We start from the raw sequence: 22,852 nt of genomic DNA, 5'->3' as shown, positions 1-22,852 counted from the left end.
GTCACTCAGCACGCGGGATGCACATCAAATTGTGACCTTTGGTGTCAGTGCCAGCTCAGTGATCCCATGTGTTCAACGCGCGGGGCGTCCCCTGCGGGCCAATGGACCGACACGACATCCACGCTCGGAATCTCCGCCCGGCCGTGTTCCCACGCCCAGGCGCGGGCCAGGGCATGAAGTCGTCTGAGTTTTTCGGGGCCCACGGCCTCCGCGGGGTGGCCGAATCCGGAACCGGTGCGGGTCTTGACCTCGAAGATAGTAATCGAGCCGGCACGTTCGGCCACGATGTCCAATTCGCCGCGCACCGGCCCACGATCGCGCCCCGCTCGCCAGTTGCGGTCCAACACCCGCCAACCGGCACGAGCCAGAAGATCAGCGATCAGTTCTTCCCCGGAACGGCCGGTACTGATGTGTGTGGCGGGCGGTTCGGGGGCGGCTGGGGAAACAGGAGAGACAGTCATGGAACCATCGTGATGATCCGGAGTCCCCGTGACCATGGCCAGCCGGCCCCTGTGGAGTGCGCACGCCAGAAGGACTCGGATCTCGTGATGACCGAATCGACCAACGCACGCAGCAGAGTCAGACGCCCAGGTTCCAGCTCACCCTGTGGAGTGGGGTCACCCCGTACTCCTGGATGGCGGCTCGGTGGACCGCACTTCCATAACCCTTATTCGATTCCCATCCGTAACCTGGGTAATCCACCGCATACTCGCCCATCATGCGGTCACGCTCCACTTTGGCGGCAATGGAGGCCGCGGCCACGGACACGCAGTGAGCATCGGCCTTGATCAAGGTCCGCACCACTGCGGGTACGCCCCACGGATCGGGTTCCTGCCCCAACACGGGTTCAGCGCTCAGCCAGTTGTACGAGCCGTCCAGGATCAGTCCGTCCACGGTAACTCCCGACGACGCCGCTTGCTCCAGCGCCCTGAGGCCCGCCAATCTCAAGGCTGCGCTGATCCCAAGTCTGTCAATTTCAAAGGGTTGCGCGTGACCCACGGTGCACGCCGCGGCCCACGAATTGATGACCGGGGCCAGTGCTTCCCGCCGCCTGGCGGTGAGCGCCTTGGAATCGCGCACACCGCGCCACACGGAAGGGTCCGCAGTGCCGAGGGTGGCGGCGTCGAAAACCACGAGCCCCACGCTCGCCGGCCCCGCCAGCGCACCGCGGCCCACCTCGTCCATACCGCCCACGTACCGTAACCCCTGGGACGCAAGTTCACGCTCCAGTTCGACACCGGGATCAGTGGTGAGACGTGCGGCCACGCTCAATCCTCGGAGGAGCTGGTGTCCGGAACATCGGCGAAGACTTGATCCGGGTGGTGAAGTATCTGGAAGCGATCCAACGGCCAGGCGATCACGAACGCGGTACCGATGATGTCTTCCTTGTGGATGAACGCGTTGTTATTGGCCAGGTGACCCCGAGAATCGGCGGAGGCATTGCGGTGATCACCGAGCACGAAGAAGTGATTGTCGGGAACGATAACGTCGAACGGGATCTCGGAAGGCACAGCTCCCGGGTACACGTACGTCTCGTCAAGGGCGGTGCCGTTCACGCTGATCTTGCCGTCAGCGTCACAGCAAACAACGTGGTCACCGCCTTCACCAATGACACGCTTCACGAGTGCCTGGTCCGCACTGTCCGGCAGGATGCCCACGAAAGACAATGCGCTCTGGATCGCGCCGCCGAGACCGTCGCTGCCCTGAGGTTGGGAAGGCAACCAATTCTTGGTGTCGTCGAAAACCACAATGTCGCCGCGATCGATGGTGCCCAGATTGGCGCTCATGACGTTCACGAAAATGCGATCGTCCAGCTCCAGAGTGTTCTCCATGGAACCGGACGGAATGTAGAAGCCCCTCACGAACAGGGTCTTGACGATGAAGGCGATCAGGATGGCCAGAACCACCACGATCAGGATCTCCTTGACGGAGCTCCATGCCGAGTTGGTTTTCTTGGCACTGCGCGAAGCAGAGGAACGGGATGAACGCGACGAGCGACGGGGGCGCAAGGGCTCCTGCTCGGGCTGGTCCCCCGCGGAATCTGATGGACGTTCTTCAGTCACTACGCCGTGTTCCTTCCTGAAATGGTGGGTGTCTCACCCATGGGCAAACTACAAGTCCCGGGCCCGGTCGAGGGGCCACAACACCCGTTCAGCCGTTCCGATAACGCGCTCCGTGCGGATCAGTCCGCCCCCGGGCGCACCCAACAGCGACCGGGAGTCGACGGATGCGCTGCGGTGATCGCCCATGAGCCACACCCGATCTGCGGGAACGTGCACCGCGAAGGGAATATCGGAGGGCTGGTCGTCAGGGTACACATAGTCCTCGTTGAGAGGCTCTCCGTTGACCGTGATCTTGCCCTGGGCGTCGCAGCATTCAATGGTGTCCCCGGAGACCGCCATCACTCGTTTGACATACGCGGTGGACGAGCCGGTCAGGCCGAGCCACTGTCCCACGCCGTGCAGCGCCTGCGTGTACCAGGGGTCTGTGGAGTGCAATGGGTCCAGGGAACCGCGGCCGTCGAAAACGACAAGTTGACCGCGCTGCAGCTCGTCCGCGTCACTCAGTTTGTTGACCAGCACCCGGTCCCCGCCCTGCAGTGTGGGTTCCATCGAGTTGGAACCCACCCAGTAGACGTCCAGCACGAACGCACGGACCGCGGCCGCAATGAGCAGCGCCGCCAGCACAGCAATGGTGATGACCCGCAGCCACCAGCGCCGCGGGGAAAGGGGTGCACGTACAGCGGAGGACCCGGCAGATGCCGGGCCCTCCGTGCGTTCCGAGTGCAATTGCACGTGGAAAATGCTTACTTGCTCGAAGCGCTCGAGTCACGCTTTTCGCGGATACGAGCAGCCTTACCGTGGCGGTCGCGCATGTAGTAGAGCTTGGCACGACGCACGTCACCGCGGCTCACGAGCTCGATCTTGTCGATGATCGGGGAGTGCACCGGGAAGGTACGCTCCACGCCAACGCCGAAGCTGACCTTGCGAACGGTGAAGGTCTCGCGCACGCCGGAGCCCTGACGGCCCATGACGTAGCCCTTGAAGACCTGAACACGTGAACGGCTACCTTCAATGATGTTCACGTGGACATTCAGAGTATCGCCGGGGCGGAAATCCGGAATGTCATCACGCAGGGACTTGGCATCAAGCTGATCGATAAGGTTCATGCTTTTTCTCCTCGCGACTGCCGCAGGTCGATCGCGTGTGGTCCGCGCGGCTCAGCCATGATGGTTTGAGCCGACGCGCAGAAGTGTGTCGAAACCGGTCCGGTGTGGTGATTTCGAATGCGTGGTTGTTGGTCGCTCTCCCCCCTGCGGCAGGGGCGTGCCCAACTCACGCACAGCGACCCATTATGCCATATATTGGCTAGCCCTGTGTGCCGTCCGTGGGTTCCGGCGCGCAGACCTGGAATGACCCGTTGACCACTTGGAATCCGTGCTCGCTCAGGATGGCCAGGTCGGCCTTGTTCAGGTCGGCCGGGTTGAGCTGCTCGATCATGTCCGGGCGACGCTGGGCGGTGCGGTGCAGTTGCTGGTCGCGGCGCCAACGGGCGATGTTCCCGTGGTGACCGGACAGCAGCATGTCGGGAATGGCTCGTTCGCGCCACACGGCCGGTTTGGTGTACACGGGGTACTCGAGCAGACCACCGGTGTGGGATTCTTCCGTCAGGGAATCGGGGTTACCGATCACGCCGGGAATCAGCCGGGTCACGGCTTCAACCATGGCCAGGACGGCCACTTCTCCCCCGTTGAGCACGTAATCTCCCAGGCTCATGGGCCGTACCACCGCGTGCTCCGAGGCCCACTCGATGAAGCGTTCGTCGATGCCTTCGTAACGACCGCACGCGAACACCAGCTGCTCCTCGTCAGCCAGTTGATAGGCGACGTCCTGGGTAAAGACTTCGCCGGCCGGGGACGGGACGACGAGGACCGGCTTGCGATCCGACGGGGACGCCGCGGTCACCGACTCGAGTGCCTGCGCCCACGGCTCGGGTTTCATGACCATGCCGGCCCCACCGCCGTACGGGGTGTCGTCCACCGTGCGATGCCGGTCAGTGGCGAAACTGCGCGGGTCGGTCACCGACAGGTCAAGCACGCCGTCCGTCATGGCCTTACCGATCAACGACAGCTCAAGGGGTGCCAGGTATTCGGGGAAGATGCTCAGCACATCAATGCGCACGGTCCTACTCCTCCGATCCGAGGTCCAGCAGACCCGCGGGCGGAGTCAGCAGCACACGCCCGGTTTCCAGATCGATGTCCGGCACGATTTCTTCCACGAAAGGGATCAGAATACGACGCCGCTCCCCCACGACTTCCAGTTCCAGCAGGTCCTGCGCCGGGCCGGAGATCAACGCGGTGACCTTTCCGACTTCACGATCCTCGCGGGTGGTGTCCACGGCCATCAGGCCGAGCAGATCGTCCTGGTGCCACTCGTCGTCGTCGAGTTCCACGTCGTGGGGCTCGGCGAACAATTGAGATCCGCGCATTTCTTCGGCGCGGTTGCGGTCAGTGATCTCATCGAAACGGGCGATCAGCACCTTCTTGTTCCAACGGAAACCGGATGCGGTGAGTGTGTCAGGAAGCCCCGCGGCGGCGTCGGACGATCCCTGCGGCCACTGGACGCTCAGGACAGAACCCGGCGCGAAGCGCGTCTCGGGGTCATCGGTGAACAGTTGCACCGTGACTTCCCCGCGCACGCCGTGGGGTTTGCCGATGCGTGCAATCCGAACGCTCATGAGATCTCCTTTGCCGGATCTGGGCCGATGTGATGTTTTTACCAAATGATGACGGCCCCCGTCTCCCGCGTCTGCAGGAAACAGGGGCCGTTCACGTACGCGCGGTCTTTAGCGACGACGACGGTCGGTATCGACCACGTCTACGCGCACATTTTCGCCGGGTGCCAGGGCCGTGACGACGGTGCGCAGGGCCTTGGCTGTGCGTCCGGAACGCCCGATCACGCGGCCGAGGTCATCGGGGTGAACCCGAACCTCGAGGATCTGCCCGCGGCGTCCTTCGCGTGAGCGAACGGTGACGTCCTCGGGGCTGTCCACAATGCCGCGAACCAGGTGTTCCAGAGCCTCGGCGAGCATGCTCACTCTGCCTTCTCGGCGTTGTCCTCCGTGGAGTCCTCAGCCGCACCCTCGGTGGAAGCCTCTTCTGCGGGCGCTTCTGCCTGCTCGGAAGCCTCGGCCTTGTCAGCCTTGGGAGTGATGGCCTCGGGGATGATCACGGAACCCTTGTCGGGTGCCACGAAGTCAGCCTTGGTCTCGGGGGCCTTGTACGTACCCTCGGCACCGGGCTCACCCTTGAACTTCTGCCAGTCACCGGTGATCTTCAGCAGTGCTGCCACGGCGTCAGAGGGCTGTGCGCCCACGCCGAGCCAGTACTGGATCCGGTCGGAAACCAGGTTGATGTAAGAGGGGTGCTCGGTCGGCTGGTAGACGCCAACCTCCTCGATGACACGACCATCGCGCTTCTTGCGGGAATCGACGATGACAACGCGGTAACGGGGATCGCGCATTTTACCCATGCGCTTGAGACGAATCTTAACTGCCACTTGAGTGGTTACTCCTGTTTCGAATGTGGTCGGAAATGCACACACTTGCACCCGTGGGGCGGGCCTTGGTGGGATTTCCTGTGGACGCGACACACGTGCGGTGAGAGGGTCCGCACGGTTCGAGTACCCGTCTATTGTGCCACATGTGTCAATCCGAGGGGCGCAGGACGAACGTGGGTTATCTCTCCAGTTTGAGAGCCTTGCGCCATGTGAGTGCCTGGCCGCCCTGGAACACCGCGCGCTGGTACACCCGCTCCCCCACGCGGAACATGATCAAGCCGAAGAGCGCGCACAATCCCAGCGCCAGCCACGGTTCCCACCAGGCCACCGTGTCGGTGAGCATGCGCACGGGCATCGCCACCGAGGACACCAGCGGAACATAGGAAGCCACCGTGAGCCAGACTCCCTTGGCGAACATGCCCACGAGCAACGCGGCAATCAACACGGACATGATGGGGCCGGTGTTCGACTGCAGGTCCTCCGTACGCGAAGCCAGCGAACCCAGAACCGCCCAGATGCTTGCCTGGGCGGCGAAGCCCACCACGAAGAATCCGATGAACCAACCGGAAGCCTGCAGGATCCATCCGATCGATTCGGCCTGACCCAGCAGGTTCACGCCCAGCAGCCCCACCACTCCGTACAGAATGATCTGCGCGTAGGCCAGCAGGCAGTTTCCGGCCACCTTGCCGTAGAGGATGTGGCGCACCGGGATGGCCGTGGCCAGGATTTCCACCACTCTGTTCTGCTTCTCCTCGAGCACCGAGTTGGCAATGGCCATGCCAAAGATGATGGCCGCCGTGTAGAACAGCATGGCGAAAATGAAACCCAACACGTTGGCTGCCACGCCTCGGTCGGGATCATCGGACAGGGTCCGTGTCTGCACCTCGGAACCGGCCGCGAGCTGCTCGGTGGTGGTTCCAGCCTCCGCGGCGTTGCGCTGCGCGGTGATGTCCTTGGCCGCATCCGTGAGCATTCCGCTCAGCGAACTGTCCATGGAACTGCGTGCCGTGAGCACCCATGAGTCTTCGCCGTGGGAAACTGCCGCATCGATCTCATCATTCTGCAGCAGGTCACGGGCCTCATCAGGTGACACGGACCGCAGTTCTATCGAGGTGTTCTCATCGGCCGAGTCACGAGCCGTCTCCACCACCGTGACCGCTTGCGGATCGGTGGCGGCCACGGTGTAACTGGTGGTGCGCTCGCCCATGAAGAATATGAACACGGTGAACCCGATAATGCCGAGCACCGTGAGCACGGTGGACACGATGAAGGCGCGGTCGCGTAGCTTGACACCGATTTCGCGGTTCATGACGGTCACCCAGGGGACCGACGCCGAGGTGTTCTGTTCCTCTTCCGCTGCTGTGGTGGAGGCCCCGATGGAGGTGGTTGTCGTGTCGTCGCTCATGAGATGGCCTCCCGGTAAAGATCCCCCAGCGAGGGGCGAAGTCGCGCGAACTCGATCATGTGTCGAGCCGCAGCTTCCCGCACCAGCTGATCGCGTGCCTGGGCATCGGCCGGCTGGACGATGGCCGTATTGCCGTCCAGGTCGACCACTTCCACCCCGGGTTGCCCCCGGGTCCAGCCAACATCGGACTCGCAGACCAGCCGATACTGTTCGGGACGCGCTCCGCGTAATTGCTCGACCGGGCCGGCCAGACGGACCGTGCCGTTGTCGAGGACAACGAGGGCGTCACACAACCGGTCGATCAAATCCAGCTGATGGGATGAGAAGAGCACCGGAACACCACGCGCCATGTAGTCGCGCAACAGCCCCACCATGGCATCGACCGCGGTGGGATCCAGCCCGGAGAACGGTTCGTCCAGTACCAACGCCACAGGATCGTGAAGCAGTGAGGCAGCCACCTGGACGCGCTGCTGGTTGCCCAGGGACAGAGTCTCCAACCGGTCCTTGGCCCGCTCCCCCAGACCGAAACGATCCAGTAACCGGTGCGCTTCCGTCAGGGCCCGGGAACGTTCCATGCCGTGGAGCTGTCCCAGATAACCCAGTTGATCGGCTATGCGTTGCTTGGGGTACAGACCCCGCTCCTCCGGCATATAACCGAACCGCGAGCGCGCGCGGGCATTGATCGGCCGGCCGTTCCACAAAACGGTGCCACCGTGCTGGTCGAGGACACCCATGATCATGCGCATGGTGGTGGTTTTGCCCGCTCCATTCGCGCCGACGAATCCGGTCATCTGTCCGGGCTCCACGGAAAAGGACACCCGGTCCACCACGGTGCGGCCCCCGAACTTCCGCGTGAGGTCCTGTACCTCCAGCGTGCCCCCCGCGTGCGGTGGTGAATAGCGCACGGAGCTGTACGCGGCCCCCGGTTCTTTCAACCTCATGCTGTCTCCTCGGATCGGTGCCGTCCCCGCGGCCGTGGCGTGTACGCGACACGGCCGCGCCTGGCTGTTTCCAGCCTAGAAGGAGTGCAGGTCGATGAGATCAGCCCCGCGGCGGAACTTCCGCTCCACCTCGCGGTGTAGCTGGCCCGGGAACGGAGCGGACCAGCGATGACCCGGGCAGCCCATCGCAGCACCGTTCGAGGAGAACAACGACGAGTCAGGACACCATGCCCGATCTGTGGGCAAACACCACCGCTTGCACGCGGTCGCGTGCACCCACCTTGGCCAGCACATTGGAAATGTGCGTCTTGACCGTGGCTTGCCCAACGACCAACTTGTCGCAGATCTCGCCGTTGGACAGTCCCTCCGCCGCGAGGGTGAGCACCTCTCGCTCGCGTGCCGTGAGGGAATCGATGATGCGTTGCTGCTCGCCCGTCCGTTGGGGCGCTTCGGTCGACGACGCCGCTGTCCCGCCGTGGGCGTCGACCGTCGCTTCCTGAGGTGCGCGGGCGGCGTCGTACTGAGTGAGCTGCTGGACCACCCGCAGAGTGGCCTCCGGTGCGAGGAGGGCATGGCCGTCCACCACGGCGTGAACCGCGGCGACCAGGTCCTCGGGTGAGGCGTTCTTGAGCAGGAATCCGCTGGCGCCTGCTCTCAGCGCGTCGAAGAGATAGTCGTCGCGGTCGAAGGTTGTGAGGATGATGACCTTGGTGTCCGTGGCCTCGGTGATGAGGCGTGTGGCTTCAATACCATCCATCACGGGCATCTGAACGTCCATGAGCACCACATCCACGGGACTGTCGAGCACGTGGGCCACGGCGTCCTTGCCGTTGGCGACCTGACCGACCACCTCCACGTTCTCCTCGACGGTGAGCATGAGTGAGAAACCGGATCGCACCAGTTCGTGATCGTCGGCCAGCAGAACTCGGATCACGGGGTGACCTCCTGGGTAGCACGGGTGAGGGGGCGGGGAAGTCGAACGCGAACGCGCCACCCTGGGCCGGGTGTGCGCGGACCGATGTCGGTGACCCCGTTGTAGAGGCGTGCGCGTTCGGTGATGCCTTTGAGACCGAAACCCGAGCCTTCCGTGCCCGGTTTGGGCTGGCCGTGATCGGTGACCTCCAGTTCAACCCAGGCGTTCGGCTCGCGCCCCTCGGGATCCTCAGGTGTGGATCCGGTACGCACCACGGCCGTGGCTTCGCGAGCTGTGGAGTGACGCGTGACGTTGGCCAGGGCCTCCTGCAAACAGCGATAAACGGTCAGTTGCAGGGAACCGGGGAGCTGGTCCAGGTCATCCGGGTGTTCCAGGGACGTATTGAGTGTGACGGCAAGCCCGTGCCGGGCATGAGAAGAAACAAGGTCGTCCAACTCACTCAACCGCGGTTCGGGTGTGCGGGACTCCGACGGCAACACGCTGCCGTCCTCGGCGCGCAGCACCCCCAGCAATTCGCGCATTTCCGTGACCGCCTGGCGGCTGGAAGCCTCCACAGTGCTCAGCGCTGCCGCGGCGGCCTGCGGGTTCTTGGCCATAACGGTGCGTGCAGCACCGGCCTGGATCCCGATCGCGGACACATGATGAGCCACCACGTCGTGAAGTTCGCGTGCGATCCGCAGTCGCTCCTCGACGACCGCCCGGTTGGCCAACTGTTCAGACTGCTGGGCGATGCGCCACGCCTGCTCGCGCAGTCTGCGCCGGTCCAAGGCCCTGCGCCACGAGGCGCGACCCATGACCGCGGCACCGCCGAAATAGACGACGTTCATGACCACGGTGTAGCCCATGATGCCGACCGCCGCGGAGAACGGCCCGGAGGTCTCCTCGAGGTTGTTCACAATCTCCGCATAGGAATTGGTGATCGTCCAATCCACCACGAGCCACCCCGCCGTGAATACTGCCAGGCCCGCCACCATGAGCGTCACGAGTTGCCGAGAACGGCCCCACGCAACCATCGAATACACGCTGGCGAAGTAAGCGATCTGGAAGAACAGCTGCATGTTGACCTGGGGGACCACGTAATAGGCCCACACGAACACGGCCGAGGCAGCCAGCACACCCGCGACCGGGAAGCGGCGGCGGAAAGCCAACGGCACGGCCATCAGGACCGACGCCAGATAACCCAACCACCAGGGCTGGTCCGCGGGGAACGACGTGTAGCTCTCGATGAACGCCAGAGACAGTACTGATACCGCGGCTACGGCGACCGCCAACCAAGTATCTCGAACGAGTTCATGCGCCTTAGGACGCGGCCGCTGCCAATCCGGTTCGTCCGGATCCGACAGCGCGAAGACCCACCGTCGGGTCCAGTCGAACCGAGCCACTAGGACTTCTTGCGCGACCGCACCGCAGCCCACAGGGCGGCCTGCCCCGCGGCATCTGTCAGCAGGACCGCGGAAGCTGTCCCGAGCACGCGCGCTCCCCGCCCACCACGACGAGCCAATGCCGCCAGTGTGGAACCGGCCACCAGTTCGGCGCCGCCCACGGCCAGCAGGATCTCAGGGTGGCGGAAGTAGGCGCGCTGGACCCGGGACACCAGATCCTTGCCGGACGGTTCAGCGGTCATGGCATCCACCAGGGACAGTCCCAGAGCCTTGGGCTCGTAGTGCTGGGCGTCTGCCATGTCCTCCACGGAGCGCTCTGATTCCACCAGCTTGGCGGCCAGCACCGGCAGACTCAGAAGCTGAAGGACCGATTCGAGCAGCAAGCCCGAACTGGGGGTTGCGGCGTAGTTCTCGAGGCGGGCGGTAGCGGCGGCATCCAGGTCGCAGATGGACGCGATAGCCTCCACAGCTACCTTGGTGTCCTTCTCCACATCCGTGGCCACCCGCTGTTGTGGCGTGGCCTCGCCTTCGCCGCTGAGAAGGTCGGCAATGTCGCTGTGATCGGCTTCCCAGCGAAGCGTGGAGGTGCGGCCCATCTCGATCTGATGGTTGAGTTCCGCCTCCTTGTCCCGGGAGGAATCGGTGCGGGGATACACGGTCAGGCTGCGCTGTGCGCCGTCGGATGAGATCGCAACGCACATGTCACCCGGATGAACAGCGGCGATGAACGCGGGATCGATGTCCTCGTCAGGCAAAATCACCGCCCACCCGTTGCGGCAGACAGCCGTGAAACTCGCGTCCAGGATATTGGCCAGGAAAGGCAGTTCGGGTGCGTCTGCGTGCACCAGAACCGCCACCCGATCGAGTTGTTGGTCCGTCATGAACGCTTTCCTCCGTCTACTACGTGTTCGACCACCGTGCCCTGTTCCAGGGCTTCCAGTGCGTCCCGGATCCGCTGTGACATGCCGGCGGAGAGCACGGTCTCCAGGTCCTGCGGCGCCACCCAGCGGTAGGACAGCAGCTCTTCTTCTTGGACCGTGATCTGCGTATCGGAGGGAATCTGTCCGCCGTCGTAGAGGAACGCCACGGAGTCCCCCCACATGCCCATGTTGAGCCCGTGCATGATCAACAGCATGCGGCCTTCGGGCAGGTGTAAGCCGACTTCCTCGATCACTTCACGGAAGCACGCGCTGCGCGGGTCCTCCCCCGCCTCGACCGTGCCTCCGGGCAGAGTCCACTCGGACTTGTAGTTGGGTTCCACCGTCAGGACGCGGCCGCTCTCGTCACGGATGATGGCTGAGGCCGCCAACCGCCGCGTGGGCAGGGTGGCGATGAACTCTCGCAGTTCCTGATCTGACAGATATGAACCCACTACCAACTCACTTTCCGAGGAATTTCTCGAAGCCCTTGGGAAGGTTCAAGGACTCCAGATCCGGTTGCTCTTGCTGCGCGCCAAAGGCACTGCCCTTGGCCGCGGGCTTCTGACCGCTGGCGATCGCCGCGTTTTCCTGGGCGCGCTTGGCGGGGTTACCCGACCGCGACCCCTTGGCGCCCTTCTTCTTGGCCTTGCCCTTCTTACCGCCACCGCCGGCGCCGCCGCCCATGCCGGGGATGCCGCCGGGCATACCGGGAACTCCCTTGCCCTGGGCCAGACGCTTCATCATTTTCTGTGCCTGGGCGAAACGCTCCATGAGCTGGTTGACCTCGGATACGGACACACCGGAACCGCGTGCAATGCGGGCGCGGCGAGAGCCGTTGATGATCTTGGGCGCAACCCGCTCGTGCGGGGTCATGGAACGCACAATGGCTTCCACACGGTCGATCTCGCGCTCGTCGAAGTTTTCGAGCTGCTCACGCATCCCGGCTGCGCCGGGCATCATGGACAGCATCTTTTTCATCGAGCCCATCTTGCGCAGCTGCTGCATCTGCGCGAGGAAGTCCTCGAAGGTGAAGTCCTCCTGATCGGTGAACTTCTTGGCCATGCGCTCGGCCTCGGTCTTGTCCCACTGCTTCTCAGCCTGCTCGATCAGCGTGAGGACGTCACCCATGTCCAGGATGCGGGAGGCCATGCGATCAGGGTGGAACTGCTCGAAGTCGCGCACACCCTCGCCGGTGGAGGCGAACATGATGGGCTTGCCGGTGACCGAGCGGACGGAGAGCGCGGCACCGCCGCGGGCGTCGCCGTCGAGCTTGGAGAGCACCACGCCGGTGAAGTCCACGCCGTCGTCGAAGGCCTTGGCCGTGTTGACGGCGTCCTGACCGACCATGGCGTCGATGACGAAGAGCACTTCGTCAGGGTTCACGGCATTGCGGATGTCACGGGCCTGACGCATGAGGGCCTCGTCGATACCCAGTCGACCGGCGGTGTCGACGATGACCACGTCGTAGAGCTTGGCGCGGGCGTGTGTCACGCCGTCGCGGGCGACCGCCACGGGGTCACCGGTGGGGTCGTCGAATTCTGAGGTGGCACCGGGTTCGGGGGCGAACACCGGAACGCCGGCGCGCTGGCCGACCACCTGGAGCTGGGTCACGGCGTTGGGACGCTGAAGGTCGGAGGCCACCAGAACGGGCTTGTGCCCCTGGTCGGTGAGCCACTTACCGAGCTTGCCCGCCAGGGTGGTCTTACCGGCACCCTGCAGACCCGCGAGCATGATCACGGTGGGCCCGGACTTGGCCAGGTTGATGCGACGGGTCTCGCCACCCAGAACGTTCTTGAGTTCCTCATTGACGATCTTGACGACCTGCTGGCCGGGGTTCAGGGCCTCGGACACCTCGGAACCCAGTGCGCGTTCCTTGATGGTGGCGGTGAATTCCCGGACCACGGGAACCGCGACGTCAGCCTCGAGAAGGGCGCGGCGGATTTCCCGTACGGTGGCGTCCACATCCGCTTCGGACAACCTGCCCTTGCCACGCAGGTTCTTGAAGGTCGCTGTAAGCCGGTCGGACAGTGAGTTGAACACGGGGCAGTCGCTGCTTTCGTCGGTCAACGGATGGGGTCAGTGTCCCAGGTTATCAAGCCCAACCGGGTCCTCGGAACGAGACGAACGTACCGCGGGGCCTCCTTGAGTGCCCCGCGGTACGTTCGGTCTTTTCCGGTCGACGACGCCGCCGCCTCGCTATAGCGCGGACTCCCCGCGTTCGCCGGTGCGCACGCGCACCATCTCGTCCACCGAGGTGACCCACACTTTTCCGTCACCGGCGGAACCGGAGTGGGCGGAGGACACGATCACGTTGACCACGTCCGCAGCGATGTCATCCGCCACGAGTGTCTCGACGCGCACCTTCTCCAAGAGGTCCACGGTGTATTCGGCTCCGCGGTAGACCTCGGTGTGGCCGCGCTGCCGGCCGTAGCCGTGCACGGTGAGCACCGTCATTCCTTGGATCCCGAAGGCCTCCAGTGCGTCCTTGACGTCGCTGAACTTGTCCGGTCGTACGACTGCGGTGATGAGTTTCACAGGGAAGATCCTTCCTTGGCGTGGACGGGGGCCTCAGCGGTCCCGGGGAGGGGCCGCGAGGGTGAGGCTCCGGCGAAGTAGCCGGTGGCCTCGTCCTTGAGGGAGTACGCGGATTCCGCGTGCTGGGTGACGTCAATACCGTCCACCTCGTCCTGGGTGGAGATGCGAAGGCCCATGGTGACCTTGATGAGCAGGCCGATGAGCAACGTGAGTACACCTGTGTAGAGCACGGCGAACACGGTGGAGCTCACCTGCGCGCCCATGAGACTCCAGCCGCCTCCGTAGAACAGCCCGGCCTGGCCCTCGGAGGGGATCGCCAAGAAGCCCAGTGCCACGGTACCCACGATGCCCGAAACCAGGTGGACACCAATCACGTCCAGGGAGTCGTCCAGGCCGATCTTGTACTTCATGCCCACGGCGAGCGCGGACAGCACTCCGGCCACGGCGGCCAGGGCGATGGCGCCCAGGGGTGAGACGTTGGCGCACGCGGGGGTGATGGCCACCAGGCCGGCCACCACGCCGGAGGCTGCGCCCAGGGACGTTGCGTGACCGTCTCGGATTTTCTCTGTCAGCAACCAGGTCAGCATGGCGGCCGCCGGGGCGACCAGGGTGTTGGTCCAGATCAGTGCCGCTTGCTCGGCCGTTGCCGCAGCGCCCACGTTGAAGCCGAACCAGCCGAACCACAGGATCGCAGCACCCAGCATGACCAAGGGAAGGTTGTGGGGCCGTTGGCCGGAGTCCTTGCCGAACCCCTTGCGGGCGCCGATGAGCAGAATGAGCACGAGGGCCGCTACACCGGCGTTGATGTGGACCACCAGTCCACCCGCGAAGTCGATGGGTTCGCCGAACATTTCGGCCATGGCGCCGCCCTCGGACCACAGGCCGCCACCCCACACCATGAAGGACAGCGGGAAGTACACCGCGGTGATCCACACCAGGGTGAACACGACCCAGCTACCGAACTTGGTGCGATCGGCAATCGCGCCGGAGATCAACGCAACGGTAATGATCGCGAAGGTGATACCGAAGGCGCTCCCGAGCAGGTCCTCGGAACCGACCAGGCCCTGCAAGCCAAAGCTGGCGGTGGGATCAGCCACCAATCCACCCAGGATGGGGTCTCCGGAGGACATGGACGCTCCCCAGAGCACCCACACCACGGTCACGATCGCAATGGAGATGAAGCTCATCATCATCATGTTCAGCACGCCCTTGGCCCGGGTCATGCCTCCATAGAAAAGCGCGAGCCCCGGTGTCATGAAAAACACCAACCCCGCCGCCACCAAAGTCCACACGTGTCCCGCCGTCAATTCCACGCGAGCTCACCTCGTCTCAATCTCAAAGTTCCGTACAACGGTTTTCCGTTGATCACGAGTAAAGTGCGCGCGTGTTTCGGTTGTGCTTCGGGGTCGGTTTCAGCCGTGTTTCATTGCGGCATTGTTCGTGACAATCGTGTTACGGATCACGGTCGAAGGCCCCGCGTTCAAGCGCCTCCGCACCCATGAACACCCGCGTGACAAGCGCAGGCATGAGAAAGCGCCCGCCCCAAAACGGGGCGGGCGCCGAAAACTACCGGAGCGGCGTCGTCAGTCGAGCAGAGCGTCCACGAACTGGTCCGCGTCGAACGGCGCGAGGTCGTCGGGACCCTCGCCCAGGCCGATGAGCTTGACCGGAACACCCAGGGCACGCTGGATGGCGACCACGATGCCGCCCTTTGCCGTGCCGTCCAGCTTGGTCAGCACAATGCCCGTGATGTTGACGGCCTCTGCGAAGACCTTGGCCTGGGTCATGCCGTTCTGGCCGGTGGTCGCGTCGATGACCAGCAGCACCTCGTCCACGTCCGCTGCCTTGGTGACCACGCGCTTGATCTTGCCCAGCTGGTCCATCAGACCGGCCTTGTTCTGCAGACGGCCGGCGGTGTCGATGAGCACCACGTCCGATTCCTGATCGATACCAGCCTGCACGGCGTCGAAGGCGACCGATGCCGGATCCGCGCCTTCCTGTTCGGAACGCACCGTGGCAACGCCCACCCGGGCGCCCCAGGTCTCGAGCTGGTCCGCGGCGGCGGCACGGAAGGTATCCGCAGCGCCCAAGAGGACGTCCTGGTCCTCGGCCACGAGCACGCGGGCGAGCTTTCCCACCGTGGTCGTCTTGCCCACGCCATTGACGCCCACCACCAGAACCACTGCGGGTTTACCGGGGGCGCCCACGGAGTTGATGGAGCGATCCATCGTGGGATCGACGAGCTTCAGCAACTCTTCGCGCAGCATGGCCTTGACGTGAGCGGGATCCTTGGTGCCTTCCACCCGCACGCGCTTCTGAAGGTTTTCCACCAGTTCCAGTGACGCATCTGTGCCGAGGTCCGCCATGAGGAGCGTATCCTCGATTTCGTCCCACACGTCCTGGTCGATGCGTTCACGGGACAGCAGCGCCAGCAGGCCCTTGCCCAACACGTTGTTCGACTTGGACAGGCGACCGCGCAACCGGGCCATGCGCCCCATTGCGGATTCAGGCCGCTCCAAAGTGGTGGTCGGGCGTTCCTCGACGAGGACGTCCCCTTCACCCGGTGGGGCGTCATCGATGTCCCTGGTTTGCTGGTAGCCGCCCTTGGGGGCTTTGGGCTTGCGGAGCAGCATGGTGCCGAAGATCACCATGAGTGCCACCGCTACGACGGCTATAACGAGTATCCAAATCCATTGAGTCGTGGTCACCCTTCTAATGTTCCATAAACTGTTCGACGTGTCCCGCCCCAACGAAGATCCCACGCCCACCGATCCCTCCAACGCGCCCGTGACGGGCCCCCAGCCCACGGTTGCCCGGGGCAAGGAGAAGGTGCCTTCTCAAATCAAGGTGTTGATCGCCGCGGCGTTCGTGATCGCCATCGGATACGGGATCGTAGCTCCGGTGCTGCCCCAGTTCGCCTCGAGTTTCGGGGTGGGAGTCGCGGCGGCCTCCGCCGTGGTGAGTGCCTTCGCCCTGTGTCGGTTGCTGTTCGCCCCGGCCAGCGGCGCGGTCGTCAACAAACTGGGTGAGCGGCCCACGTATTTGATCGGTCTGTTGGTCGTCGCGCTGTCCGCGGCGGCCACGGCATTTGCGGAGACCTACTGGCAGTTGCTGTTGTTCCGCGGGCTGGGTGGTGTCGGTTCCACCATGTTCACCGTCTCCGCCATGGGCTTGATCGTGCGCTTGGCACCGCCCCGGATGCGCGGACGGATTTCCGGTTATTACGCCACGGCTTTCCTGCTGGGCGGCATTCTGGGCCCCGTGGTGGGCGGGCTGCTCGCCGGATTCGGCATGCAGGCACCCTTCATCATTTACGCGGTAGCCCTGCTGATCGCCTCCGCCGTGGTGTACTTCCGGCTCAAGGACGAAACCCTCGCCGCTCGCAAGGCCAAGAACCCGCAGCAGCCCATGAAGTTCCGCGAGGCTTTCGAAGTGGGTGCTTACCGTTCCGCCCTGGTGTCCAGCTTTGCCACCGGATGGACCGCCTACGGGGTGCGCGTGGCGCTGATCCCCCTGTTGGCCGTACAGCTCGTCGGTGAGGGGCCGCAGGTCGCCGGTCTGGCTCTGGCCGTGTTCGCGGCAGGTAACGCCCTGGCCCTCACCTTCACCGGCCGTCTCACCGACAAATTGGGCCGCAAACCGCTGATCCTCACGGGCCTGATCGTGTGCGCGGTGGCAACCATCGGGGTGGGACTGGTCTCTTCCGTTCCCCTGTTCGTGATCCTGTCCCTGATCTCGGGCATGGGTTCCGGCACGTTGAACCCCGGACAGCAAGCGGCGGTCGCGGACGTGATCGGTCCGGAGCGGGCCGGCGGCAAGGTGCTCTCCCGCTACCAGATGAGCGCGGACGCGGGTCAGATCCTGGGCCCCATTCTGGCGGGCGCTCTGGCGGATGCCGCCGGTTTCGGATGGGCCTTTGGTGTCTCCGGTGGCCTCATGCTCTTGGCCGCGCTCGCGTGGTTGCCCGCTAAAGAAACCATGCCCCCGGAAGAGAATCCCGACAACAATAAACAGGCCGCCTGATGCGGGGCAGCCTGGTCCGCGGTGGTCTGGCCCAGATCCTCCCGGTCCAGGTCAACCAGGCTCAGGGCCACCGGGCTCGGGGTCTCCTGGTCGAGATCAGCCGGGCGTTCTCCCGGTCGAGATCAAACGGGCTCAATCCAGCCGGGCCCAATCCAGCGAGGACTTGTGTCAGCGCAGTTCCGCGAGCTTCTGCCCCACGACCAGGCTGACGCCGTCCCCGCGCATCGATACACCGTACAGGGCGTCCGCGATCTCCATGGTCCGTTTCTGGTGCGTCACGATGATGAGCTGAGAGCTCTCCTGCAGCTGCTGGAAAATCGTCAGCAAGCGGCCCAGGTTGCGGTCGTCCAACGCGGCCTCCACCTCGTCCATCACGTAGAACGGCGAGGGCCGGGCCTTGAAGATGGCCACGAGCAATGCGAGAGCGGTCAGCGAGCGCTCGCCGCCGGACAGCAGCGAGAGTCGCTTGATCTTCTTACCGGCCGGTCGCGCCTCCACGTCCACACCGGTGGTGAGCATGTCGTCCGGGTCGGTCAGGCGCAGGCGTCCCTCGCCACCGGGGAACAGTGTTGCGAAGACGTCCACGAATTGCTCGGCGGTGTCCTGGTAGGCCTCGGTGAACACCCGTTCCACGTGCTCGTCCACCTGTCGAATGATGTTGCGCAGATCCGCGCGTGAGTTCTTGACGTCCTCGAGCTGCTCCACCAAGAAGCTGTGGCGCTCCTCCAGCGCCGCAAATTCTTCCAGCGCCAGCGGGTTGACCTTGCCCAGTGCCTTGAGCTGCTTCTCCGCACGGCGCAACCGGGTTTCCTGCTCATCACGCCGGAACGGCGCGCCCGGATCCGTCATGGCCGGCATGCGATCCATGTCCTGGACCTCGTCGCGTTCTTCAGCCTCCTGAGCGGCTTCCAACACGGCGTCCGCGTCCGGTACCGGCAGATGCGGGCCGTAGTGGTCCACCAGGTAGTCCGGCGTCATACCGAGCTCCTCGAGCGACGACTTCTCGAGAGCTTCCAGCTTGGCCTGCCGCTGAGCCAGGTCAAGCTCTTCGCGGTGCAGTTGTTCGGTGACCTCGCTGAGACGTTTGGCCAGTTCGTCTCGTTCGGCGCGCAGCCGTCCGGCGGCCTCATCCAGCCCGGCCCGTTCCGTGTCCGCGGCATCACGAACTCGCGCGGCTTCGGTCACGGATACTTCAGCGCGCAGCCGCAGATAATCGGCGGCTTGGACCACAGCCTGGGCGACAGCGGCCTGCACGCGGCGTCGTTCGGCGCGCCGCGCGGCCTCGGCCTGTGCCACGCGCTCGGCCTGGGCGGCACGCGCTTGAGACTGCGCGCGGGACTGGACCGATCGATGCTGTTCCTCCAACCCCCGCAGGGCCAAGCGAGCCTGAGTCTCGGTTTCGCGAGCCTCGCGAGCCGCACGATCGGCCCGGTCCTTCGCCGACGCCGCCTCCAACTGGTCCCGCTCGAGGGTCTCCTCGTCGCCGCTGTCCACAGCCTCAGCGCGGGCCACGGCCTCCTGCAATTGCGCCTCGCGTTCACCGAGTCGCTGTTCCGCGGTCGCGAGCGCCTCACGACGCCGCTGCAATTCCGCATCCGCGGACGCCAAGACCGCTTCGGCACGGCTCAGCGCATTCGCGGCATCCGAGGCGGCCTTCTGCTGATCACGCGCCACACCACCCGCCTCGCGGGACTTGGCGGTGGCCTCCGTCCGAAGGGCATCGGCGTCCTTGGCCGCGGCTGAGGCGGTCTCCAGCTCACGTGACCAACGCTCGACCTCCGAGCGAGCTTTATCGATCTGCGCGTGAATCTCCAGGCTGCCGGCCGCCTCCGCGGCACCGCCCTGAGCCCGATAGGTCCCGAAGACATCTCCATCGGCGGTCACCGCCCGAATGCCGTTGATACCCGCTGCCTCGGCTGCATCCACCACGGCAACGGCCGCGGCGGTGTCGGGAACCAGGACCGTTGACTCGAGAAGGCTGCGCACCGAGGTAAGAATCGCTTCCCCCGACGGGTTCGTTGAGGCCTCGGGCGATCCCGACAGCACCTCGACCGCACGCACCGCGCCCTCGGGCAGTTTCAGACTGGTTGGCTCCCCCGCCGCGTGACGTCCAGAGGTCACCAGGACATTGACGCGACCGCGGTCCTCGGATCGCAGGGACGCGAAAATCTCTGCGGCGCGCGTATGGGAACGAACCGCGAGCGCCTCGGACCATGGCCCCAGTGCCGCGCCCACGGCGCGTTCCCAGCCTTCTGCCACGCGAACCGCGTCCGAGACCGCGCCCAGCACGGCGTCCCCGTGACTGGTCGAAACGGCTTGCGAACCATCGGGTTGCGGCATGGACTGTTGCAGCGTGTCCAGGCGCACCGCCACGGAATGGTGCTCCCGCAGCACACGCTGGCGTTCAGCCTCGGCCTGGCGAGCGGTCGTCTCCGCCCGCTCGGCGTTCTCACGGGCCTGGTCCGCAAGCTCAGCGCTGCGTCCGGCCGTTGTGCGCAGTGTTTCCGCGCGCTCGCTGAGCTTGCTGTGTTCGCCACGAGCCCCTTCGGAGCGGCCGATCACATCGTTGATTTCCACCCGCAGCCGCTCGATGTCGGCCTCCGCAGAGGTCAGGCCCGATCGTGCCGAGGTCACGGCGGCAGCCAACTTGGCCTGCCCGGCGCGCCGATCCGCCGCCTCGCGCAGCAGTTGCGCGGTGCGTTGCTCGGCGGCTCGTGCGGTTTCTTCAGCCTCACGGCGCGCGGTTTCCACCGACGTCAAGTGTTCCCGGGATTCGGCGACCCGCTCTTCGAGCCCCGCGGCCTCCGTCCGGCTGCGCTCGGCTTGTTCCTCGAGCCGGTTCGCGTCCTTACCCGTGTCCTGCTCCGGTTCGGCAGAGCCCAGAAGCCGACGCCGCTCCCCCGCCAACGAGGACAGCGCACGGTAGCGATCGCGCACCGTGCTGAGTTCGTACCAGCTCGTGCGCGCTGCGTTGAGCACGGGTGCCGTGCGGGCGGCTTGCGCTTCAGTCTCCTGAAGCCGGGCGGCCAGCTGCTCCAGCAGTTGATCAAGTTTCTGTTTCTCCGCGCGGGTGGTTGCACTGGACGCGCTATCGGTCTGTAACGCGGCTCGGGCCTGCACCACGTCGTCCGCGAGCAACCGGGACTTGGCGTCGCGCACGTCGTACTGGATGCGCTGGGCCTTGCGTGCCGTGCGCGCCTGCCTTCCCAACGGTGTCAACTGCCGTTGGATCTCCCCCACCAGATCTTCCAGGCGGTCCAGGTTGGACTGCAGGGAATCGAGCTTGCGGAGGGTCTTCTCCTTGCGGCGGCGGTGTTTGAGGATGCCCGAGGCTTCTTCGATGAAACCGCGGCGGTCTTCCGGAGTGGCCTGCAGGATGCGGTCCAGCTGGCCCTGACCCACGATGACGTGCATTTCCCGGCCCAGACCCGAATCCGAGAGCAGTTCTTGGATGTCGAGCAAACGGCATGAACGGCCATTGATCGCGTATTCGGATCCACCCGTCCTGAACAGTGTGCGCGAAATGGTGACTTCGCTGTATTCGATGGGTAGGGCGCCGTCGGCGTTGTCGATGGTCAGCGAAACGTGCGCCCGGCCGAGGGCGGACCGGCCGGAGGTGCCGGCAAAAATAACGTCTTCCATCTTGCCGCCGCGCAGGGACTTGGCGCCCTGCTCGCCCATCACCCAGGCGAGGGCATCCACCACGTTGGACTTACCGGATCCGTTGGGGCCCACGACCGCGGTGACTCCGGGTTCGAAGTTGAAGGTGGTGGCCGATGCGAAAGACTTGAAACCGCGCACGGTGAGGGTTTTCAAGTGCACGTGTGAGGCTCCTAGCGTGAGATGTTCACCACCGCGCGGTCCTCGTCAGGGGAGGACGGGCTCGCGCAACCACACCACTGTACCCGCGCCGGCGTGCGGATCAGGGACCCGTCAATAGTCAGCCTGCAGAGAAACGGCTGGGAGCCACTGGCCTCGAGTTTGAAACTGATCGATAGACTAAGCCGGTCCAGTCCGCCTGCTCGCTCGAGCGCCCGAGGCGATGAATCATCTATCGATTCATCACGGCGCGGGGAGAGCCCTGTCTCGAAAGCGCCACGTTGATCGGAAACTCAACCATTAGAAACCGCAATGCAGCCGTGCTGTCCATTACCAAAGTGGAAGCAGATGAGGTGGTCCCCTCAACGCGGTTCGATGATGAGCTCGCCGACACCTTCAAGCGACTGCGTTTGCCGCGTGGACTCCTAGAACGCCTCGCGGGCATTCGGGAACGGCGCATGTGGGCACCCGGCCGGCACTTCTCGGACGGCGCGACAGAAGCCGGACAGGCTGCACTGGACCAGGCGGGCATCAAGCCGGAACAGATCGGGTTGTTCATCAACTCCTCCGTGACCCGCGACAACTTTGAACCCGCCGTGGCCGTGGGCATCCACCATCGGCTGGGTATGCCCAGTTCCGCCCTGAACTTCGACATCACCAATGCGTGCCTGGGCTTCCTCAATGCTTTGACCGTGGCCTCGTCCATGATCGATTCCGGTGCCATTGAGTATGCGCTGATCGTCAACGGCGAAGACCCCTCCCCGTGGCACCGTGCGGCGGTGGAACGGTTGAAGAGGCCCGGCATCACCCGGGAACAGGTGGTCGAGGAGTTCGCCACGCTCACCCTGGGCTGCGGTGCAGCGGCCGCCGTAGTGGGCCCGGCCGACAAGCACCCGGATGCCCACCGCATCGTGGGTTCCGTGACGCGCGCCGGCACCGAGTTCCACGAGCTGTGCGTGGGCGGTGACGAGGGCATGTTCACCAATGCCACCGGGCTGCTCAACCACGGGGTGGGGCTGGTCGTCGACGCCATGCGAGAGGCCGAGGCCGATGGCTGGGACTGGCTGCATATGGACAGCTACGTGACCCACCAGGTGTCCAACTCACACACCAACAAACTCATTGCCGACATGGGGTTGGATCCCGAGCGCGTACCACTCACGTTCCCGTATTGGGGCAATGTTGCCGCGGCCGCCTTGCCCATGACCCTTGCGCTCGAAGCCGAAAAGCTTCAACCGGGAAATCGGGTGCTGTGCCTGGGTGTTGGGTCCGGCCTGAACACGACCCTGATGGAATTGGCCTGGTAAACGCCTGAGAGAAAGTGAAGTTCAACCG

The 22,852-nt window shown here is 64.7% G+C and carries 22 protein-coding genes; 2 read left to right on the top strand and 20 right to left on the bottom strand.

What is annotated here, in order from left to right; all coding sequences use genetic code 11:
• Positions 1 to 44: 44 nt before the first annotated feature.
• The 19 genes from ABD283_RS01540 to ftsY all read right to left on the bottom strand — a co-directional run bounded on the left by ABD283_RS01540 (position 45) and on the right by ftsY (position 16,326).
• A complete protein-coding gene (locus tag ABD283_RS01540) occupies positions 45 to 461 on the bottom strand; it encodes a YraN family protein (RefSeq protein WP_344223300.1) in 417 nt (138 codons plus the stop codon).
• 118 nt (positions 462 to 579) lie between these two features.
• The gene (locus ABD283_RS01535) at positions 580 to 1,266 is read right to left on the bottom strand and encodes a ribonuclease HII (RefSeq protein ID WP_344223299.1); all 687 of its coding nucleotides are present in this window, start codon (positions 1,264 to 1,266) and stop codon (positions 580 to 582) included.
• A 2-nt stretch (positions 1,267 to 1,268) separates the two neighbouring features.
• On the bottom strand, positions 1,269 to 2,063 hold the full coding sequence (lepB, locus tag ABD283_RS01530) for a signal peptidase I (RefSeq protein WP_344223298.1): 795 nt from the start codon (positions 2,061 to 2,063) through the stop codon (positions 1,269 to 1,271).
• Positions 2,064 to 2,111: 48 nt separating this feature from the next.
• Positions 2,112 to 2,795 carry a signal peptidase I gene (lepB, locus tag ABD283_RS01525; protein ID WP_344223297.1) on the bottom strand — a complete coding sequence of 228 codons (684 nt, stop codon included), beginning with the start codon at positions 2,793 to 2,795 and terminating at the stop codon, positions 2,112 to 2,114.
• 11 nt (positions 2,796 to 2,806) lie between these two features.
• On the bottom strand, positions 2,807 to 3,169 hold the full coding sequence (rplS, locus tag ABD283_RS01520; protein WP_344223296.1) for a 50S ribosomal protein L19: 363 nt from the start codon (positions 3,167 to 3,169) through the stop codon (positions 2,807 to 2,809).
• 199 nt (positions 3,170 to 3,368) lie between these two features.
• Entirely contained in the window at positions 3,369 to 4,181 is an 813-nt protein-coding gene (gene trmD, locus ABD283_RS01515) for a tRNA (guanosine(37)-N1)-methyltransferase TrmD (RefSeq protein WP_344223295.1), read from the bottom strand.
• Positions 4,182 to 4,185: 4 nt separating this feature from the next.
• A complete protein-coding gene (rimM, locus tag ABD283_RS01510) occupies positions 4,186 to 4,737 on the bottom strand; it encodes a ribosome maturation factor RimM (protein WP_344223294.1) in 552 nt (183 codons plus the stop codon).
• 108 nt (positions 4,738 to 4,845) lie between these two features.
• Positions 4,846 to 5,091 (bottom strand): RNA-binding protein, encoded by a 246-nt coding sequence (locus ABD283_RS01505; protein ID WP_031273282.1) that lies wholly within the window; start codon positions 5,089 to 5,091, stop codon positions 4,846 to 4,848.
• Between the two features lie 2 nt (positions 5,092 to 5,093).
• Positions 5,094 to 5,558 carry a 30S ribosomal protein S16 gene (gene rpsP, locus ABD283_RS01500; RefSeq protein WP_344223293.1) on the bottom strand — a complete coding sequence of 155 codons (465 nt, stop codon included), beginning with the start codon at positions 5,556 to 5,558 and terminating at the stop codon, positions 5,094 to 5,096.
• Between the two features lie 178 nt (positions 5,559 to 5,736).
• On the bottom strand, positions 5,737 to 6,963 hold the full coding sequence (locus ABD283_RS01495) for an ABC transporter permease (protein ID WP_344223292.1): 1,227 nt from the start codon (positions 6,961 to 6,963) through the stop codon (positions 5,737 to 5,739).
• Positions 6,960 to 7,904 (bottom strand): ABC transporter ATP-binding protein, encoded by a 945-nt coding sequence (locus tag ABD283_RS01490; protein ID WP_344223291.1) that lies wholly within the window; start codon positions 7,902 to 7,904, stop codon positions 6,960 to 6,962. Before ABD283_RS01490 ends, ABD283_RS01495 begins: the two co-directional genes overlap by 4 nt.
• Before the next feature lie 217 nt (positions 7,905 to 8,121).
• Positions 8,122 to 8,838, bottom strand: coding sequence for a response regulator (locus tag ABD283_RS01485; RefSeq protein WP_344223290.1), 717 nt, complete (start codon positions 8,836 to 8,838; stop codon positions 8,122 to 8,124).
• Positions 8,835 to 10,220 (bottom strand): sensor histidine kinase, encoded by a 1,386-nt coding sequence (locus ABD283_RS01480; protein ID WP_344223289.1) that lies wholly within the window; start codon positions 10,218 to 10,220, stop codon positions 8,835 to 8,837. The genes ABD283_RS01485 and ABD283_RS01480 overlap by 4 nt, the downstream gene beginning before the upstream one ends.
• Positions 10,220 to 11,101, bottom strand: a complete 882-nt coding sequence (locus ABD283_RS01475) for a hypothetical protein (protein ID WP_344223288.1) — start codon at positions 11,099 to 11,101, stop codon at positions 10,220 to 10,222. Before ABD283_RS01475 ends, ABD283_RS01480 begins: the two co-directional genes overlap by 1 nt.
• A complete protein-coding gene (locus ABD283_RS01470; protein ID WP_344223287.1) occupies positions 11,098 to 11,592 on the bottom strand; it encodes an NUDIX domain-containing protein in 495 nt (164 codons plus the stop codon). The genes ABD283_RS01475 and ABD283_RS01470 overlap by 4 nt, the downstream gene beginning before the upstream one ends.
• A gap of 7 nt (positions 11,593 to 11,599) precedes the next feature.
• Positions 11,600 to 13,180 (bottom strand): signal recognition particle protein, encoded by a 1,581-nt coding sequence (gene ffh / locus ABD283_RS01465; protein WP_344223368.1) that lies wholly within the window; start codon positions 13,178 to 13,180, stop codon positions 11,600 to 11,602.
• 156 nt (positions 13,181 to 13,336) lie between these two features.
• Complete coding sequence (locus ABD283_RS01460; protein ID WP_016997876.1) at positions 13,337 to 13,675, bottom strand: P-II family nitrogen regulator; 339 nt, start codon at positions 13,673 to 13,675, stop codon at positions 13,337 to 13,339.
• Positions 13,672 to 14,988 (bottom strand): ammonium transporter, encoded by a 1,317-nt coding sequence (locus tag ABD283_RS01455; RefSeq protein WP_344223286.1) that lies wholly within the window; start codon positions 14,986 to 14,988, stop codon positions 13,672 to 13,674. The genes ABD283_RS01460 and ABD283_RS01455 overlap by 4 nt, the downstream gene beginning before the upstream one ends.
• A 270-nt stretch (positions 14,989 to 15,258) precedes the next feature.
• On the bottom strand, positions 15,259 to 16,326 hold the full coding sequence (ftsY, locus tag ABD283_RS01450; protein ID WP_344223367.1) for a signal recognition particle-docking protein FtsY: 1,068 nt from the start codon (positions 16,324 to 16,326) through the stop codon (positions 15,259 to 15,261).
• Between the two features lie 85 nt (positions 16,327 to 16,411).
• Between ftsY and ABD283_RS01445 the strand changes: the two genes are divergently transcribed.
• Complete coding sequence (locus ABD283_RS01445; protein ID WP_425552783.1) at positions 16,412 to 17,698, top strand: MFS transporter; 1,287 nt, start codon at positions 16,412 to 16,414, stop codon at positions 17,696 to 17,698.
• A gap of 168 nt (positions 17,699 to 17,866) precedes the next feature.
• Here the strand turns inward: ABD283_RS01445 and smc are convergent, their stop codons facing one another.
• Positions 17,867 to 21,520 (bottom strand): chromosome segregation protein SMC, encoded by a 3,654-nt coding sequence (smc, locus tag ABD283_RS01440; protein ID WP_344223285.1) that lies wholly within the window; start codon positions 21,518 to 21,520, stop codon positions 17,867 to 17,869.
• A gap of 278 nt (positions 21,521 to 21,798) precedes the next feature.
• On the opposite strand from smc, the gene ABD283_RS01435 reads away from it, so the two are divergent.
• Entirely contained in the window at positions 21,799 to 22,824 is a 1,026-nt protein-coding gene (locus tag ABD283_RS01435; RefSeq protein WP_344223284.1) for a 3-oxoacyl-ACP synthase III, read from the top strand.
• Positions 22,825 to 22,852 lie beyond the last annotated feature (28 nt).

It is taken from the genome of Kocuria atrinae (assembly GCF_039531425.1).
GTDB classification, from domain to species: Bacteria; Actinomycetota; Actinomycetes; order Actinomycetales; family Micrococcaceae; genus Kocuria; species Kocuria atrinae.
The sequence above is the reverse complement of the archived record's forward strand: the minus strand, read 5'-3'. Positions and strand labels throughout refer to the sequence as shown.

Bases quoted from the DNA above. Each gene is read 5' to 3' on its own strand.
- ABD283_RS01495 (WP_344223292.1), bottom strand. From the start codon at position 6,963: ATGAGCGACGACACGACAACCACCTCCATCGGGGCCTCCACCACAGCA.
- rimM (WP_344223294.1), bottom strand. From the start codon at position 4,737: ATGAGCGTTCGGATTGCACGCATCGGCAAACCCCACGGCGTGCGCGGG.
- ABD283_RS01540 (WP_344223300.1), bottom strand. From the start codon at position 461: ATGACTGTCTCTCCTGTTTCCCCAGCCGCCCCCGAACCGCCCGCCACA.
- ABD283_RS01490 (WP_344223291.1), bottom strand. From the start codon at position 7,904: ATGAGGTTGAAAGAACCGGGGGCCGCGTACAGCTCCGTGCGCTATTCA.
- ABD283_RS01475 (WP_344223288.1), bottom strand. From the start codon at position 11,101: ATGACGGACCAACAACTCGATCGGGTGGCGGTTCTGGTGCACGCAGAC.
- ftsY (WP_344223367.1), bottom strand. From the start codon at position 16,326: ATGGTGATCTTCGGCACCATGCTGCTCCGCAAGCCCAAAGCCCCCAAG.
- rplS (WP_344223296.1), bottom strand. From the start codon at position 3,169: ATGAACCTTATCGATCAGCTTGATGCCAAGTCCCTGCGTGATGACATT.
- ABD283_RS01505 (WP_031273282.1), bottom strand. From the start codon at position 5,091: ATGCTCGCCGAGGCTCTGGAACACCTGGTTCGCGGCATTGTGGACAGC.